The 16,804-nt window shown below is 65.9% G+C and carries 16 protein-coding genes; 8 read left to right on the plus strand and 8 right to left on the minus strand.

From position 1 onward, the window contains the following. The first annotated feature begins 46 nt into the window (after positions 1-46). The 6 genes from accC (at position 47) to HWX03_RS13825 (ending at position 5,838) form a co-directional block, all read left to right on the plus strand. Positions 47-1,414, plus strand: a complete 1,368-nt coding sequence (accC, locus tag HWX03_RS13800; RefSeq protein WP_174429958.1) for an acetyl-CoA carboxylase biotin carboxylase subunit — start codon at positions 47-49, stop codon at positions 1,412-1,414. Between the two features lie 2 nt (positions 1,415-1,416). Beyond that, a complete protein-coding gene (prmA, locus tag HWX03_RS13805) occupies positions 1,417-2,319 on the plus strand; it encodes a 50S ribosomal protein L11 methyltransferase (RefSeq protein ID WP_034186386.1) in 903 nt (300 codons plus the stop codon). Between the two features lie 45 nt (positions 2,320-2,364). Further along, positions 2,365-3,747, plus strand: coding sequence for a DUF3426 domain-containing protein (locus tag HWX03_RS13810; protein WP_175871584.1), 1,383 nt, complete (start codon positions 2,365-2,367; stop codon positions 3,745-3,747). 70 nt (positions 3,748-3,817) lie between these two features. Further along, positions 3,818-4,321, plus strand: coding sequence for a thiol peroxidase (gene tpx / locus HWX03_RS13815; protein ID WP_175871585.1), 504 nt, complete (start codon positions 3,818-3,820; stop codon positions 4,319-4,321). An 85-nt stretch (positions 4,322-4,406) separates the two neighbouring features. Further along, a complete protein-coding gene (locus tag HWX03_RS13820; RefSeq protein WP_174429960.1) occupies positions 4,407-5,345 on the plus strand; it encodes a carbohydrate kinase family protein in 939 nt (312 codons plus the stop codon). 19 nt (positions 5,346-5,364) lie between these two features. Then, positions 5,365-5,838 carry a glycine zipper 2TM domain-containing protein gene (locus HWX03_RS13825; protein ID WP_174386130.1) on the plus strand — a complete coding sequence of 158 codons (474 nt, stop codon included), beginning with the start codon at positions 5,365-5,367 and terminating at the stop codon, positions 5,836-5,838. A 241-nt stretch (positions 5,839-6,079) separates the two neighbouring features. On the opposite strand, the gene HWX03_RS13830 is transcribed toward HWX03_RS13825, so the two are convergent. The 7 genes from HWX03_RS13830 to ccsA form a co-directional block, all read right to left on the minus strand. Beyond that, complete coding sequence (locus tag HWX03_RS13830; protein WP_011544526.1) at positions 6,080-6,727, minus strand: histone H1-like DNA-binding protein; 648 nt, start codon at positions 6,725-6,727, stop codon at positions 6,080-6,082. Between the two features lie 28 nt (positions 6,728-6,755). Continuing rightward, entirely contained in the window at positions 6,756-7,082 is a 327-nt protein-coding gene (locus HWX03_RS13835) for a hypothetical protein (protein ID WP_084044093.1), read from the minus strand. 82 nt (positions 7,083-7,164) lie between these two features. Next, positions 7,165-8,376, minus strand: a complete 1,212-nt coding sequence (locus tag HWX03_RS13840; protein ID WP_089499592.1) for a ribonucleotide-diphosphate reductase subunit beta — start codon at positions 8,374-8,376, stop codon at positions 7,165-7,167. A 365-nt stretch (positions 8,377-8,741) separates the two neighbouring features. Next, positions 8,742-11,744 (minus strand): ribonucleoside-diphosphate reductase subunit alpha, encoded by a 3,003-nt coding sequence (locus HWX03_RS13845; RefSeq protein WP_175871586.1) that lies wholly within the window; start codon positions 11,742-11,744, stop codon positions 8,742-8,744. Between the two features lie 451 nt (positions 11,745-12,195). Next, entirely contained in the window at positions 12,196-12,786 is a 591-nt protein-coding gene (gene ampD, locus HWX03_RS13850; RefSeq protein WP_174386132.1) for a 1,6-anhydro-N-acetylmuramyl-L-alanine amidase AmpD, read from the minus strand. Further along, the gene (locus HWX03_RS13855) at positions 12,783-13,103 is read right to left on the minus strand and encodes a PP0621 family protein (RefSeq protein ID WP_175871587.1); all 321 of its coding nucleotides are present in this window, start codon (positions 13,101-13,103) and stop codon (positions 12,783-12,785) included. The genes ampD and HWX03_RS13855 overlap by 4 nt, the downstream gene beginning before the upstream one ends. A gap of 13 nt (positions 13,104-13,116) precedes the next feature. Beyond that, complete coding sequence (ccsA, locus tag HWX03_RS13860) at positions 13,117-14,010, minus strand: cytochrome c biogenesis protein CcsA (RefSeq protein ID WP_174429966.1); 894 nt, start codon at positions 14,008-14,010, stop codon at positions 13,117-13,119. 88 nt (positions 14,011-14,098) lie between these two features. On the opposite strand from ccsA, the gene ffh reads away from it, so the two are divergent. Continuing rightward, positions 14,099-15,466 (plus strand): signal recognition particle protein, encoded by a 1,368-nt coding sequence (gene ffh / locus HWX03_RS13865; RefSeq protein ID WP_175871588.1) that lies wholly within the window; start codon positions 14,099-14,101, stop codon positions 15,464-15,466. A 94-nt stretch (positions 15,467-15,560) separates the two neighbouring features. Continuing rightward, on the plus strand, positions 15,561-16,112 hold the full coding sequence (locus HWX03_RS13870; protein WP_006489240.1) for a hypoxanthine-guanine phosphoribosyltransferase: 552 nt from the start codon (positions 15,561-15,563) through the stop codon (positions 16,110-16,112). A gap of 84 nt (positions 16,113-16,196) precedes the next feature. On the opposite strand, the gene HWX03_RS13875 is transcribed toward HWX03_RS13870, so the two are convergent. Beyond that, positions 16,197-16,799, minus strand: a complete 603-nt coding sequence (locus HWX03_RS13875; protein WP_089466621.1) for a MarC family protein — start codon at positions 16,797-16,799, stop codon at positions 16,197-16,199. Positions 16,800-16,804 lie beyond the last annotated feature (5 nt).

Consider the following 16,804-nt stretch of genomic DNA (forward strand, 5'->3'; position numbering starts at 1 on the left):
TCGCCAGGCGCCGTTCGCGCGCCCCTCGAAGAGACGAATACTCGCTATGTTTGAAAAAATCCTCATTGCCAACCGCGGTGAAATCGCGCTGCGCATCCAGCGCGCGTGCCGCGAACTCGGCGTCAAGACGGTGGTCGTCTACTCGGAAGCCGACAAGGAAGCCAAGTACGTGCGCCTCGCGGACGAAGCCGTCTGTATCGGCCCGGCCCCGTCGAACCTGAGCTACCTGAACATGCCCGCGCTGATCAGCGCCGCGGAAGTCACCGATGCCGAGGCGATCCACCCCGGCTACGGCTTCCTGTCGGAGAACGCCGATTTCGCGGAGCGCGTCGAGCAGTCGGGCTTCACGTTCATCGGCCCGCGTCCGGAAACGATCCGCATGATGGGTGACAAGGTCACCGCGAAGCAAACGATGATCAAGACCGGCGTGCCGTGCGTGCCGGGCTCGGAAGGCGCGTTGCCGGACGATCCGAAGGAGATCGTCAAGATTGCGCGCGCGATCGGCTATCCGGTCATCATCAAAGCGGCGGGCGGCGGCGGCGGGCGCGGGATGCGCGTCGTGCACACCGAGGCCGCGCTCGTCAACGCGGTCAACATGACCCGCGAGGAAGCCGGCCGTGCGTTCGGCAACCCGCAGGTGTACATGGAGAAGTTCCTCGAGAACCCGCGCCACATCGAGATCCAGGTGCTGTCGGACGCGTACAAGAACGCGATCTGGCTCGGCGAGCGCGACTGCTCGATGCAGCGCCGCCACCAGAAGGTGATCGAGGAAGCGCCGGCGCCCGGCATTCCGCGCCGCCTGATCGACCGCATCGGCGACCGCTGCGCGGACGCGTGCAAGAAGATGGGCTACCTCGGCGCGGGCACCTTCGAATTCCTGTACGAAAACGGCGAGTTCTACTTCATCGAGATGAACACGCGCGTGCAGGTCGAACACCCGGTATCGGAACTGATCACCGGCGTCGACATCGTGCAGGAACAGATCCGCATCGCGGCCGGCGAGAAGCTCACGCTGCGCCAGCGCGACATCCAGTTCCGCGGACATGCGATCGAATGCCGGATCAACGCCGAAGATCCGTTCAAGTTCACGCCGTCGCCGGGCCGGATCACGTCGTGGCATACGCCGGGCGGCCCCGGCGTGCGCGTCGATTCGCACGCCTACAATGGCTATTTCGTGCCGCCGAACTATGATTCGATGATCGGCAAGCTGATCACCTACGGCGCGACGCGCGAGCAGGCGATCAGCCGGATGCGCATCGCGCTGTCGGAAATGGTCGTCGAAGGCATCCAGACCAACATCCCGCTGCACCGCGAGCTGATGATCGACGCGAAGTTCGTCGAAGGCGGCACCAGCATCCATTACCTCGAAAACCGGCTCGCGCAGAAGCAGCAGGTCGCACCGGAAGAAGCGTAAGCATGAGTTATCGCGAACTCGTCGTCGAACTGGCCCGCGAGCATGCGGAGGCCCTGTCCGACGCGCTGCTCGATCTCGGCGCGCTGTCGGTGTCCGTCGAAGATGCCGACGCCGACACGCCCGACGAACAGCCGCTCTTCGGCGAGCCGGGCCTCGTGCCCGATCGCACCGCGTGGCAGCACTCGCGCGTGGTCGCGCTGCTGTCGGCCGACCATGAGCCGGCCGTGCTGCTCGCGGCGGCCGCGAACGAAATCGGCATCGCCGAGACGCCGAAGTTCGTCGTGCGCGAAGTCGAGGAGCAGGACTGGGTGCGGCTCACGCAGTCGCAGTTCGAGCCGATCCCGATCGGCGAGCGGATCTGGGTCGTGCCGTCGTGGCACGATGCGCCCGATCCCGATGCGCTCGTCCTCGAGCTCGACCCGGGCCTCGCGTTCGGCACCGGCAGCCACCCCACCACCCGTCTGTGCATGGAGTGGCTCGAACAGTCGGTGAAGCCCGGCCAGTCGGTGCTCGACTACGGCTGCGGCTCGGGCATCCTCGCGATCCTCGCGAAGAAATGCGGGGCGAACCCCGTGATCGGCATCGACATCGATCCGCAGGCGGTCGAATCGGCGCGCCAGAACAGCGAACGCAACCGGGCGGAAGTCACGTACGGGCTGCCCGATGCATGCCCGGACGGCGAATTCGACATCGTCGTCGCGAACATCCTGTCGAACCCGCTGAAGCTGATGGCATCGATGCTCGCGTCGAAGGTCAAGCCGGGCGGGCGCATCGCGCTGTCGGGCGTGCTCGCGCGCCAGGCGGACGAAGTTGCGGCCGTTTATGCGCGCTACGTCGACATCTCGGTCTGGCGCGAACACGAAGGTTGGGTATGCCTCGCCGGAACCCGCCGCGAAAGCCATTAGAATAGCGCTGTCCTTCACTCTGGCCAGCAGGCCGCCCGGCTCGACATGCTTCTTGCGACGCGCTGCCCTCATTGCGAAACCGTCTTCCGGCTGCAGCAGGAACAGCTCTCGCTGCATCAGGGGCTGGTGCGCTGCGGGCATTGCCACGAAGTCTTCAACGCCTCCGAATCGCTCGTTCCCGAGTACGCGCAGCAGCCCGAGCCGGCCTTGACGGAACCGGCTGCCGCGCCGCATGGCGGCGACGCATACCAGCCGGCCGCCCCGGCTCGGCTGTTCGCCATCGACGCGCCGCCCGAATTGCCGACCGGCACCGATTACAAGCCGGAAGGCTGGGACATGTGGGCGCCGTGGCTCGACGCCGGCGTCGATCCGGCGCTGCAGCACAGCGTCGAGACCGTGCGCACCGAGCCGCTGATACCGCTCGCGCTGCCGTCCACGGAAGCCGGCGTCGTCCACCTGTCGGGTACGCCTGCGCCGTTCGCGACCTCTCCGGCCGAGCTCGATTCATCGGCTGCCGTCGAGCAACCGGCCGAACCGCATTCGCCGCAAACGCGGCACGATCTGCACGAAACCGAAGAAGCCGCGCCCGCGCCCGTCGAGCACGACCCGCGTGAGCCCCGCTTCGTCGCCCACCTTCCGTCGGAAACGGACATCGCCGCCGAACCAGCCGAACCCGTCGGCCACGCGCCCTTCGCCGTGCCGGACGACGAACGCGCACCGCGTGAACCGCGCTTTGCGTTCACGCCCGCACCGGCCATCGCCGAAGCCGAAACCGCGTCGGAACCCGATACCTTCGCCCGGCACGACATGGCCCCGGCCGCAGCGGTAACCGATGAACCGGCCGCCCAACCGGTAGTCCAACCGGTCGTCCCGTTCCCCGCCGCCCTGACCGACGACGATCGTCCGCCCTTCGCCGTCACGCGCGAGACCCGCGCGCCGCAGCGACGCGGGATGCTCGGCGGCTTTTTCGGGGGCCTCGTCGCGGCCGCGCTGGTCGGGCTGCTCGTCGTGCAACTGGCGTGGTGGCAGCGCGAGACGCTGATGATCTACTGGCCCGTCACGCAGGGCTGGTTCCGGCAGGCCTGCGCGCCGCTCGGCTGCACGGTCACGCCGCCGCGCGCGATCGACGGGCTGCGGCTCGACGCGACCGACCTGCGCCAGCTCGACGGGCCGCGCGAGCTCGAACTGAAGGTGCCGCTGACGAACCGCTACCGCGTCGCGCTCGCGTACCCGTCGCTCGAACTCACGCTGCTCGACGACACCAATCACGTCACCGTGCGCCGCGTGCTCGCGCCGCGCGACTACGTGCGCCCGGGCACGCCGATCGACGCCGGGCTGCCGCCCGGCACGACGCAGACGATGGTCGTCCGCCTCGAAACGAACGGCACGCCCGCCTCGAATTTCCGCGTCCAGATCTTCTATCCGTGACGCGCCGCGGCGCGCCTGCGCGCCGTCTCAACCCGCGCGCCCGAGCGGCGCGCTATTTCGGAGCACGAACATGAGCAAAGTTACGCTGGGTGGCAACCCGATCGATCTCGCCGGCACGTTCCCGGCCGTCGGTGCACAAGCCGCCGATTTCAAGCTGGTCGGCAAGGACCTCGCCGACCTGTCGCTCGCCAGCTTCGCCAGCAAGCGCAAGGTGCTGAACATCGTGCCGAGCCTCGATACGCCGACCTGCGCGACGTCGACCCGCAAGTTCAACGAAGCCGCGTCGTCGCTCGACAACACGGTGGTGGTGGTCGTGTCCGCCGACCTGCCGTTCGCCGCCACGCGCTTCTGCACGACCGAAGGCCTCGAGAACGTCGTGACGGCATCGACGTTCCGCACCGGCCGCGCGTTCGCGAACGCATACGGCGTCGACGTGACGAGCGGCCCGCTGAACGGCCTGACCGCACGTGCGGTGGTCGTGCTGGACGCGCAGGACAAGGTGATCCACGCGGAACTCGTCGGCGAAATCAAGGACGAGCCGAACTACGATGCAGCGCTCGCCGCACTGAAGTAAGCTTTCTTCCGTTTTCCCCTGCCGCGCCGCGCCCTTCGCGCGGCGTTGTCGCGCAGGGCCCCTCATTTCTACAGGAACGCACACCTTGGCTACGCTGATTTGCGGCTCGATCGCCTACGACTCCATCATGACCTTCGAAGGGCGGTTCCGCGAGCACATCCTGCCCGACCAGGTGCACCTCATCAACCTGAGCTTCCTCGTGCCGACGATGCGTCGCGAATTCGGCGGCTGCGCGGGCAACATCGGGTACGCGCTGCACCTGCTCGGCGGCGACGCGCGCATCATGGGCACGATGGGCGCGCTGGATGCGCAGCCGTATCTCGACCGGCTCGACCAGCTCGGCCTGCGCCGCGACCACGTTCGCGTGCTGCCCGATACGTACACCGCGCAGGCGATGATCACGACCGATCTCGACAACAACCAGATCGCGGCGTTCCACCCGGGCGCGATGATGCAGTCGCACCTGAACCACGCGGGCGACGCGCCGGACATCAAGCTCGCGATCGTGGGCCCGGACGGCTTCGACGGGATGGTGCAGCACGTGGAAGAGCTCGCCAAGGCCGGTGTGCCGTTCGTGTTCGATCCGGGCCAGGGCCTACCGCTGTTCGACGGTGCGACGCTGCGACGCAGCATTGAACTTGCGACCTATGTCGCGGTCAACGACTACGAGGCCAAGCTGGTGAGCGACAAGACGGGATGGTCCGAAGATGAAATCGCCAGCCGGGTCGACGCTCTCGTCATCACGCGTGGCGAGCACGGCGCGACCATCCGCCACAAGCAGGGTACGGAGCAGATTCCGGTCGTGCCGGCCGAGCGCATCGCCGATCCGACCGGCTGCGGCGACGCCTTCCGGGGCGGCCTGCTGTACGGCATCGAGCATGGCCTCGACTGGGCAACCACCGGCCGCCTCGCAAGCCTGATGGGCTCGCTCAAGATCGCCCATCAAGGGCCCCAGACTTACGTACTGACGCGCGCCGAAATCGACGCACGCTTCGAGACTGCATTCGGTTACAGTCTCAAATGAATATTGTGGGAGAGCAAAGATGTTGACGAAAAAAACCCTCACGCTCGCGGCCATGCTGACGGCCACGCTGACCCTCGCCGGCTGCTTCACGGCACCCGGTTCGGCGGATGTCTATAGCGTCGGCCAGGCGCAGCGCGAACAGACGGTCCGCATGGGCACGGTCGAAAGTGTCCGTGCGGTGCGCATCCAGTCCGACGGCGGCGGCAGCGCGATCGGCACGCTCGGCGGCGGCGCACTCGGCGCGGTCGCGGGCAGCGCGATCGGCGGCGGCAAAGGCTCGATCCTGACGGCGATCGCCGGCGGCCTCGTCGGGGCGGTCGCGGGTAACGCGGTCGGCGAAAACCTCAGCACGGCGAACGGTGTCGAAATCACCGTGCGCCTCGACAACGGCGATCTGCGCTCGATCACGCAGGCGGCAAACGGCGAAGCGTTCCGCGCCGGCGAGCGCATACGCCTGCTGTCGAGCGGCGGCGTCACGCGCGTCACGCACTAACCGGTATCCTCAGCACGCGGCGCAAGCCGCAGTCGAACGCATGTGTGAAGCCGCACATGCGTTTTTTTTCGTCCGCCCGTTCTTGTCCGCGCGCGCGTCGGCCAGCCCACCGGCGCCCCATCGACGACTCATGCGGACGAAAAAAATCCCGCCACCTGAGCCAGATGGCGGGACTGATTGAGTAGCGCTACTCAACCCACGGACACCACGTGAGTGTCCGGGTGATGCTGCTCAGCCGCGATTACGGACGGCTGCCGGTCGGGAACGGCCATGCTGCTGCCGGGTTGAGCGCGGTCTTCACGCCCGATGCCGGCGCAACCGATGCGGTCGACGCGGTCGTTGCCGGTGCAGCCTTCTTCACGACGGCCTTCTTCGGCGCAGCAGCCTTCTTCGCCGGTGCGGCAGCCTTCTTCGCAGGGGCAGCCTTCTTGGCGGGCGCAGCCTTCTTCGCGGCAGCCTTCTTCGCAGGCGCGGCCTTCTTGGCAGCAGCCTTCTTCGCCGGCGCAGCCTTCTTGGCAGCAGCCTTCTTCGCCGGTGCGGCCTTCTTCGCAGCAACCTTCTTCACTGCGACTTTCTTGGCTGCAACCTTCTTCGCGGCGGCCTTCTTAGCCGGTGCTGCCTTCTTTGCAGCAACCTTCTTCACCGCGACTTTCTTCGCTGCGACCTTCTTGGCTGCAACCTTCTTCGTTGCGACCTTCTTGGCTGCGACCTTCTTGGCAGCGGCCTTCTTCGCCGGTGCGGCCTTCTTCGCGGCAACCTTCTTCACCGCGACCTTCTTCGCAGCAACCTTCTTCACTGCGGCCTTCTTCGCCGGAGCAGCAGCCTTCTTCGCAACGGTCTTCTTGGCAGCAACCTTCTTAGCAGCCGGTTTCTTCTTGGCAGTAGCCATGTTGTTCTCCTTCAGGTTCAGATGAGAGTCAGTTCAAACTACACCCTTCGTCAAAACCCGCTTCCCGCGGACGCTGTTCAGGACGTGCGCTTCGAAGCGGGCTATTCATCGGCGTACGCAGATACCGCGCGCTTACGCTAATGAATACGGTATGGCGCGCGTGACCACCCGGCCTCGCGCGCCAAATCAAGTCGGTAGCCGGCGCACCTCGCGCCGCTACCCCTAATCGCTTGATCAAGCGGACCGCCACACGGCCGTCCGCTTTTTCCGGAGGGAAGTTTGCCCATCCCACTGAAGGGTTCGCAAAGTGCCTGTCGTATCGTTGGGCCGTTAAGGCACCGGGCATGCTTTGCATCAGGCGTTCTTGCTCCTAAACCTTGGGCCGGGGCCGAGAGGCGACCGGCTGCTCCATCATGTAACGGGTTCGCTGCTGCGGGTTATTCCCAGGACAGCGCGCCCCCCGTCTGATACTCGATCACACGCGTCTCGAAGAAGTTGCGTTCCTTCTTCAGGTCGATCATCTCGCTCATCCACGGGAACGGGTTTTCCTCGTTCGGATACAGCGGGTCGAGGCCGATCTGCTGGCAACGGCGGTTGCTGATGAAGCGCAGATAGCTCTTGAACATCGACGCGTTCAAACCCAGCACGCCGCGCGGCATCGTGTCTTCGGCGTAGCGGTATTCGAGTTCGACAGCCTGCTTGAACAGCTCGCGGATCTCGGCGCGGAACTCCGCGGTCCAGAGATGCGGGTTCTCGAGCTTGATCTGGTTGATCAGGTCGATGCCGAAGTTGCAGTGCATCGACTCGTCGCGCAGGATGTACTGATATTGCTCTGCAGCACCCGTCATCTTGTTCTGGCGGCCGAGTGCGAGGATCTGCGTAAACCCGACATAGAAGAACAGGCCTTCCATGATGCAGGCGAACACGATCAGCGACTTCAGCAGCTTCTGATCCGCTTCGAGCGTGCCGGTCTTGAAGGCCGGGTCCGTCAGCGTATGAATGAACGGGATCAGGAATTCGTCCTTCGCGCGGATCGACGTGACCTCGTGGTACGCGTTGAAGATCTCGCCTTCGTCGAGACCGAGCGATTCGACAATGTATTGGTACGCGTGCGTGTGGATCGCTTCTTCGAACGCCTGGCGCAGCAGGAACTGCCGGCACTCGGGCGCCGTGATGTGGCGGTACGTGCCGAGCACGATGTTGTTCGCTGCGAGCGAATCGGCCGTCACGAAGAAGCCGAGGTTGCGCTTCACGATGCGGCGCTCGTCCTCGGTCAGACCGTTCGGGTCCTTCCACAGTGCGATGTCGCGGGACATGTTGATTTCCTGCGGCATCCAGTGGTTCGCGCAACCGGCCAGATACTTTTCCCACGCCCACTTGTACTTGAACGGCACCAGCTGATTGACGTCAGTCTGGCCGTTGATGATGCGCTTGTCGGCGACATTCACCCGCGCTTCCGTACCGCCGGCGGGAACAGCCGATGCTTGCGGCGGCACCGCAAGATCGCCTTCGAAAATGTCGCGGACCTGATGGGCGGCAGGCGACGCAGCCTGCATTCCGACAGCCACTCCTGCGGGGGCGCGCATCGCATTGTGCTGCGCTCCGCTCGCGGGAGTTACGGCAGTCTTCTCGTCATCCCAGTTGAGCATAAATTCTCACCATCAATTTAGAACGGTTTGTACCATCTTTTCCTGAGCGATAAAAGGGTTCGCTCACGAAAAATCCTTTTTTCGATTCGCGTTGCGACCTCGATACAACACTTTGAGCAACGCATCGTCGTTCATGCAGCGCGCGATGTGAGTCGCGCTTGTATCGCGAGGTGCGCTCGACGCATCGAACGCTGATCGAAACGCGACGCCGTCGGGGATGTTTCGATCGCTTGTCGCTGCCTGCAACGCAGGTGTCGCGTTACAGATTCCTTATCATTTTTTTAGTTGAGAGCGGCGCACACTTCAACCTCGATCGGTCGTCGTGTGCGCCGCGCGGGCCTGCTTCTCAGGTCAGGCGCGCTGCGTTACTGGCACGCTTCGCATTCGTCGAAGCCGGGATCGCCCGGACGCATCGTGCACACCGGACCGTCTGCTTCGACCGGCGCGAGTGCCGGCGCCGCGTTGAGCGCACCCGACGATGCATCGCCGCCTGCCGCACCGAAGCCGCCCGCTGCGCCTTGCGCGCCGCCGCTGCCCGAGCCGCCGCTGCCTGCACCGCCCGTCGGCACTGCGTTCAGCGCGCCGTGTGCGACCGTCGACTTCTCGACGTGCGTCGCCGCCATCGTGCGGAGATAGTAGGTCGTCTTCAGGCCGCGCAGCCATGCGAGCTTGTAGGTCTCGTCGAGCTTCTTGCCCGACGCGCCGCCCATGTAGATGTTCAGCGACTGCGCCTGGTCGATCCACTTCTGGCGACGCGATGCCGCTTCGACCAGCCACGTCGGGTCGACCTCGAACGCGGTCGCGTAGATCGCGCGCAGGTCGGCCGGGATGCGGTCGATGCGCGACAGCATGCCGTCGAAGTACTTCAGGTCGGCGACCATCACTTCGTCCCACAGGCCGCGTTCCTTCAGGTCGCGGACGAGATACTCGTTCACCACCGTGAATTCGCCCGACAGGTTCGACTTCACGTACAGGTTCTGGAAGGTCGGCTCGATACAGGCCGACACGCCGATGATGTTCGAGATCGTCGCCGTCGGCGCGATCGCGACGCAGTTCGAGTTGCGCATGCCGTGCGTGGCGATCCGCGACCGAAGCGTCGTCCAGTCGAGCGATTCCGACGTGTCGACTTCGACGTAGCCGCCACGCGCTTCGGCCAGCAGCTTCAGCGTGTCCTGCGGGAGGATGCCGCGATCCCACAGCGAGCCGCGGTAGCTCGAGTAGCGGCCGCGTTCCTCGGCCAGTTCGGTCGACGCGTGGTACGCGTAGTAGCAGACGGCTTCCATCGAACGGTCGGCGAACTCGACTGCTGCTTCCGACGCGTACGGCGTACGCAGCAGGTGCAGGCAGTCCTGGAAGCCCATGATGCCCATCCCGACCGGGCGGTGCTTCAGGTTCGAGTTACGCGCCTTCGGCACCGCGTAGTAGTTGATGTCGATCACGTTGTCGAGCATGCGCATCGCGACGCTGATCGTGCGCTTCAGCTTGTCGTGGTCGAGCGCGTAGCTGCCGTCGGCCTGCTTCACCAGGTGGGCGACGAGGTTCACCGAGCCGAGGTTGCACACCGCGATTTCGGTGTCGCTCGTATTCAGCGTGATTTCCGTGCACAGGTTCGACGAGTGGACGACGCCGACGTGCTGCTGCGGCGAGCGCACGTTGCACGGATCCTTGAACGTGATCCACGGGTGGCCCGTCTCGAACAGCATGCCGAGCATCTTGCGCCACAGCTGCGCCGCCGGGATCTTCTTGAACAGCTTGATCTCGCCGCGCGCGACCTTGTCTTCGTAAGCCGTGTAAGCCTTCTCGAAATCGGCGCCGAACTTGTCGTGCAGGTCCGGGCAGGTCGACGGCGAGAACAGCGTCCAGTCGGCGCCTTCCATCACGCGCTTCATGAACAGGTCGGGAATCCAGTTCGCCGTGTTCATGTCGTGCGTACGGCGACGGTCGTCACCGGTGTTCTTGCGCAGCTCCAGGAACTCCTCGATGTCGAGGTGCCACGATTCGAGGTACGCGCAGACCGCGCCCTTGCGCTTGCCGCCCTGGTTCACCGCGACGGCCGTGTCGTTCACGACCTTCAGGAACGGGACCACGCCTTGCGACTTGCCGTTCGTGCCCTTGATATGCGAGCCGAGTGCGCGCACGCGGGTCCAGTCGTTGCCGAGGCCGCCGGCGAACTTCGACAGCAGCGCGTTTTCCTTCAGCGCTTCATAGATGCCGTCGAGATCGTCCGCGACCGTCGTCAGGTAGCACGACGACAGCTGCGAGCGGTGCGTGCCCGAGTTGAACAGCGTCGGCGTCGAGCTCATGAAGTCGAAGCTCGACAGCACGTTGTAGAACTCGATCGCGCGCGTTTCGCGGTCGATCTCGTTCAGCGACAGGCCCATCGCGACGCGCATGAAGAATGCCTGCGGCATTTCGATGCGGGCGCCTTCGACGTGCAGGAAGTAGCGGTCGTACAGCGTCTGCAGGCCGAGGTAGCCGAACTGCAGGTCGCGGTTCGCGTCGAGGGCTTCGCCGAGGCGCTTCAGGTCGAACTGCAGCAGCTTGTCGTCGAGCAGGCCGGCGTCGACGCCGCGCTTCAGGAACTGCGGGAAGTATTCGGCGTAGCGGGTCGACATATCGGCCTGCACGACTTCCTCGCCGAGGATCTCGCGACGGATCGTGTGCAGCAGGATGCGGGCCGTGACCTGGCTGTACGCCGGATCCTTTTCGATCATCGTGCGCGCCGCGAGGATCGCCGAGTCGTAGACCTGGCTCATCGGCACGCCGTCGTACAGGTTCTTCACCGTCTCCGCGACGATCGGGTCAGGGTTAACCGCAGCGCCGAGGCCGTCGCACGCCGACACGATCAGCGCGCGCAGCGCGTTCAGGTCGAGCGGGCGCGTGACGCCGTTGTCGACGACGTTGATGCCGGTCGACTCGCCGCCCGCTGCCGCCGCTTCCTCGCCCGCATGCTGGCGCTCGAGGTGACGCTTCTCGCGATACAGCACGTACGCACGCGCGACGTTGTGCTCGCCGCCGCGCATCAGCGCGAGTTCGACCTGATCCTGGATGTCTTCGATATGGAACGTACCGCCGTTCGGGCGGCTGCGCACGAGCGCGCGCACGACGTTGTGCGTCAGTTGTTCGACCTGCTCGCGTACGCGCGCCGATGCCGCGCCCTGCCCGCCATTGACGGCCAGGAAAGCCTTGGTCACCGCGATCGCGATCTTCGAAGGTTCGAACGACACCACGCTGCCGTTGCGGCGGATCACCTTGTAGTCGGCGAACGTGGCCTGCGGCGCGAGCGCCTTCGCGCCCTGTTCGGTCCCGCCGAGCGGACGGCTCGAGGCGCTCTCGTACTGGGACGTCGCGTTGTCGGTGGTTTGCATGTGCAAAGCTCCTGGTGTTGGATGGTGCGGAGAGAACCGCGGATTAAAACGAACGCTGCGCAATGCGGTGCGCGAGCGGTAAGAGGCGAGCGATGCGCCGGGGAAGCCGGTTCGGTCGATGCGCGACAACCCGGCCGGTCGTGTGCTTCATCATGTATACCCTGCCCCGTCGATGTTCGCTGCGCTGATCGCGACGCCCGGACCGCCCGGCCTGACGCGCCGCCCTGAGAACCCTGTCCGCCGACGTTGCCCGCCGGCCGGTGCCGCTCGGGTTTCCCCTGCGACACACACTATATCTAGTACAGAAATGCTCAGCTGGCACCAAGTATAGTGGACATTCGGAGGACGTCCAAACGGATAATTTGCGATAGAGGTCTTGACATCGCTCACGCGCAGACACGGCAAGGCATTGGTCGGAGAAAAAACTTTCTCCGCTCAAAAAACCCCGCGATCAGTGCTGACGGAAAGGAAAGTATTCGGCGGAAAAACCGGCATCGCTCGCGAAGCGTTGCCAATCGAAGTGCGGGCCCGGGTCGGTCTTGCGGCCCGGCGCGACGTCCGAGTGCCCCGCGAACGCATCGACCGGATAGCGCGCGGCGAGCGCGCGGGAGAGCGCGGCGAGCACCGCGTATTGCGCATCGTCGAACGGCACGTCGTCCGCGCCTTCGAGCTCGATGCCGATCGAGAAGTCGTTGCAGCGCGTGCGGCCGAAGTACTCGGACGAGCCCGCGTGCCACGCGCGCTCGTCGCACGACACGAACTGCACGAGCTCGCCGCCGCGGCGAATCAGGAAATGGGCGGACACGCGCACGCCGCGCAGGTGGCGCTGGTAATAGGGGTGCGCATCGCAGTCGAGGCGATTCAGGAACAGCGCCTCGATCGCGTCGCCGCCGAATTCGCCGGGCGGCAGGCTGATGTTGTGGACGACCACGAGCGTCGGCACCGCACCCGCGGGCCGCACCTCGAAGTTCGGCGACGGCGCATGGCGCGCTTCGCGCACCCAGCCGTTCGCGTCGACCGACAACACCGGCGCGTCGCTCATCGCGCGTCGCGGCCGTCCACGCGCGCGGCGTGGCGCCGCGCATGCTCGGCGCTGCAGAAGTATTCGCCGCTCGCGGCGACGGCGTCGCCCTTCGGCGCATGCACGCCGCATTCGGCGCAGCGCACCATCGGCTCGGGCAGCGACCGCGCGTCGCCGTTCGGGCGCGCGGCACCCGCGCCGGCACCCGCGCCGGACGCACCGTCGTAACCGGCGTCACGGCCGGCGCGTGCCTGCGCCTGTTCCTGCGCGTGACGCAGCTTGCGCGCGAGCCACGAACCCGCGAAGAAGAGAAGGATCAGGAGAAGAATCTGTCGCATCGGAAACCTGCGGTCAAACCACGGAGCGGTGCAGCAGCACCTCGAAAACGAACCGGCTGCCGACATACGCGAGCAGCAGCGCGGCGAACGACACGAGCACCCAGCGCGCGGCACCGCGGCCGCGCCAGCCCGACGTCTTGCGGGCCACCAGCAGGCCGCCGAACATCAGCCACGACAGGATCGCGAACACGGTCTTGTGATCGAGCCGCAACGCGCGCGCATCGACCTGCTCGCTGAACAGGATGCCCGACGCGAGCGTCAGCGTCAGCAGCACGAAGCCGGCGCCGATCAGGCGGAACAGCAGCTTCTCGAGCGTGAGCAGCGGCGGCAGCGTTTCGAGCCAGCTCGCGATCCAGCCCGTCGAGCCGTCGCGCCCGCCGCTGCGCAGCGACTGCAGGCGCCGCTCGACCATCAGCATCAGGATCGCATGCAGCGCGGCGATCGCGAACAGCCCGTATGCGATGTTCGCGATCAGGAAATGCAGCTTGAACAGCGGCGCTGCGGCATAAGGAAGCACCCGCACGCCGCCGAACACGAGCGGCAGCAGCGACGCGCCGCACGCGAGCGGCAGCACCAGCAGGCGCAGGCTGTCGAGCGGGAAGAAGAAGCTCTCGATCCAGTAGATGCCGGCGCCGAGCCAGAACATCGCGGACAGCGCGAACGCGAAGCCGAACACCATCGCGTCGTTCGGAAAGATCGTCATGTGGAGCAGCACGCCGTGCGCGAGCAGCGCGGCGAACAGCAGCGCGCGGCCGGCCCCGCTCATCCCGGACGCTGCGGACGCGGGAACCGGCACGGCCGGCACGCTCGCGACGAGCGGCGTCGCGCCCTGGCGGTGCGCGCGCCAGCCGGCGACGGCGAGGCCGCCGTACAGGAATGCGGTGAGGGCATACAGTACAATATCCATGTTCGAAGTTTACACTAGGCCCCCTTCCCGCGACGGCTCCCTTTGTTCGGTCCGCCGCGCCTTCGGGCCCCACTGTCCATCGCTCCCCATGCTCGACAATCTCACTCAACGGATGGCGCGCGTCGTCAAGACGCTGCGCGGCGAAGCCCGGCTCACCGAGGCGAACACGCAGGAGATGCTCCGCGAGGTGCGTCTCGCGCTGCTGGAAGCCGACGTGTCGCTGCCGGTCGTCCGCGAATTCATCGCCAAGGTCAAGGAAAAGGCGCTCGGCGAAGAAGTGATCAGCAGCCTGTCGCCGGGCCAGGCGCTCGTCGGCGTGGTCCAGAAGGAACTGACCGCCGTGATCGGCGGCGACTACGAAGGCAAGGCCGCCGAGCTGAACCTCGCGGTCACGCCGCCCGCGGTGATCCTGATGGCCGGCCTGCAGGGCGCGGGCAAGACCACGACCGTCGGCAAGCTCGCGAAGCTGCTGCGCGAGAAGTACAAGAAGAAGGTGCTCACGGTGTCGTGCGACGTGTATCGCCCGGCCGCGATCATGCAGCTGAAAACGGTGACCGAGCAGGTCGGCGCCGACTTCTTCCCGTCCACGCCGGACCAGAAGCCTGTCGACATCGCGGTCGCGGCCGTCGACTGGGCGAAGCGCCACTACCATGACGTGCTGCTCGTCGACACGGCCGGCCGCCTCGGCATCGATGAAGCGATGATGCAGGAAATCGCCGCGCTGCACGGCACGCTGAAGCCGGCCGAAACGCTGTTCGTCGTCGACGCGATGCTCGGCCAGGACGCGGTCAACACCGCGAAGGCGTTCAACGACACGCTGCCGCTCACCGGCGTCGTGCTGACCAAGCTCGACGGCGACTCGCGCGGCGGCGCCGCGCTGTCGGTGCGCCACATCACGGGCAAGCCGATCAAGTTCGTCGGCGTCGCCGAGAAGCTCGACGGCCTCGAGGTGTTCCACCCCGACCGGATGGCGAACCGGATCCTCGGCATGGGCGACATCCTCGCGCTCGTCGAGGAAGCGCAGCGCGGCGTCGATGTCCAGGCCGCGCAGAAGCTCGCCGACAAGGTCAAGAAGGGCGGCGATTTCGACCTGAACGATTTCCGCGCGCAGATCTCGCAGATGAAGAACATGGGCGGCCTGTCGTCGCTGATGGATAAACTTCCCGCGCAGTTCCAGCAGGCGGCGGCCGGCGCCGACATGGGCCAGGCCGAGAAGTCGATCCGCCGGATGGAAGGCATCATCAGCTCGATGACGCCCGCCGAGCGCGCGAAACCCGAAATCATCAAGGCGACGCGCAAGCGCCGCATTGCCGCCGGCGCGGGCGTGCCGGTGCAGGAAGTCAACCGGATGCTGAACCAGTACGACCAGATGCGTACGATGATGAAGAAGCTGAAGGGCGGCAACATGCAGAAGATGATGCGCGGCCTGAAGGGCATGATGCCCGGCATGCGCTGATTCCGCCCGTCGGCCGGCGCGCGGGTTTTTGCCGTAGCGCGCGCCTGCCGTTCTGCCTCATCCTTATTTGTATACCGACTGCCCGCCAGAACACATGAACCGCGAAGAAGCCCTCCACATTTTCGACCACTCCGAAGAGATCGTCTCGGCCGACGCCGTCAACGCGTCGATCTCGAAGATGGCCGACGCGATCCGCGCCGAGATCGGCGACGCGTTCCCGCTCGTTCTCTCGGTGATGGGCGGCGCCGCGGTGTTTACCGGGATGCTGCTGCCGCATCTCGATTTCCCGCTCGAATTCGACTACATCCACCTGACCCGCTACCGCAACACGACGCAGGGCAGCCCGGAGATGCACTGGCGCGTCGCGCCGCGCGAATCGGTGAAGGACCGCATCGTGCTCGTCCTCGACGACATCCTCGACGAAGGCGAGACGATGGCCGCAATCCGCGACCGCATCCTCGACATGGGCGCGCAGCGCTTCATGTCGGCCGTGCTGTGCGAGAAGACGCTCGCGAAGGCGAAACCGCTGCACCCCGACTTCTGCGGTTTCTCGGTGCCGGACCGCTACGTGTTCGGCTGCGGGATGGACGCGAAGGGCTACTGGCGCAACCTGCCGACGATCCGCGCGTTGACCGCGAACGTCTGATCGCGGCCCTCTGCCCGCCATATAAATAGAAAGCGGCGCTCCGGTTTCCCGGAGCGCTGCTTTTTTGTGCGCGCGCCGCCTGCCCTATAACTGGTGCACGAACGCGCGGATGCCGGCCAGCAGCATCTCGACCGAGATCGCGACCAGCACGAGGCCCATCAGCCGCTCGAACGCCGCGACCGTCCGTTCGCCGAGCCACTGCTGGATCCGCTCGGCCAGCACCAGCGTGATCGCGCAGACGATCATCGTGACCGTCAGCGCGCCGACCCACTCGAGCATCTTGCCGGGCGCCTGCGACGTCATCAGCATCACCGTCGCGAGCGCGGACGGCCCGGCCAGCGCCGGAATCGCGAGCGGCACGATGAACGGCTCGCCGCCCGCGCGCGGATCGCTGCCGAGCGCGCCGTCCGGATGCGGGAAGATCATCCGCAGCGCGATCAGGAACAGCACGATCCCGCCGCCGAGCCGCAGCGACAGGTCGGTGAGGCTCATCATCCGCAGGAAGCGGTCGCCGACCAGCATGAAGAACAGCAGGATCACGAACGCGATCCCCACTTCACGCAGGATCAGCTTCACGCGCCGCTCGCGCGGCACATCCCGCATCGCCGTAATGAACAGCGGGATGTTGCCGAGCGGATCCGTGATCAGCACGAGAAGCACGGTGGCCGACAGAAACGTGTATTCCATCGTGT

Source organism: Burkholderia sp. BCC0397 (genome assembly GCF_902832865.1).
Lineage (GTDB): Bacteria > Pseudomonadota > Gammaproteobacteria > Burkholderiales > Burkholderiaceae > Burkholderia.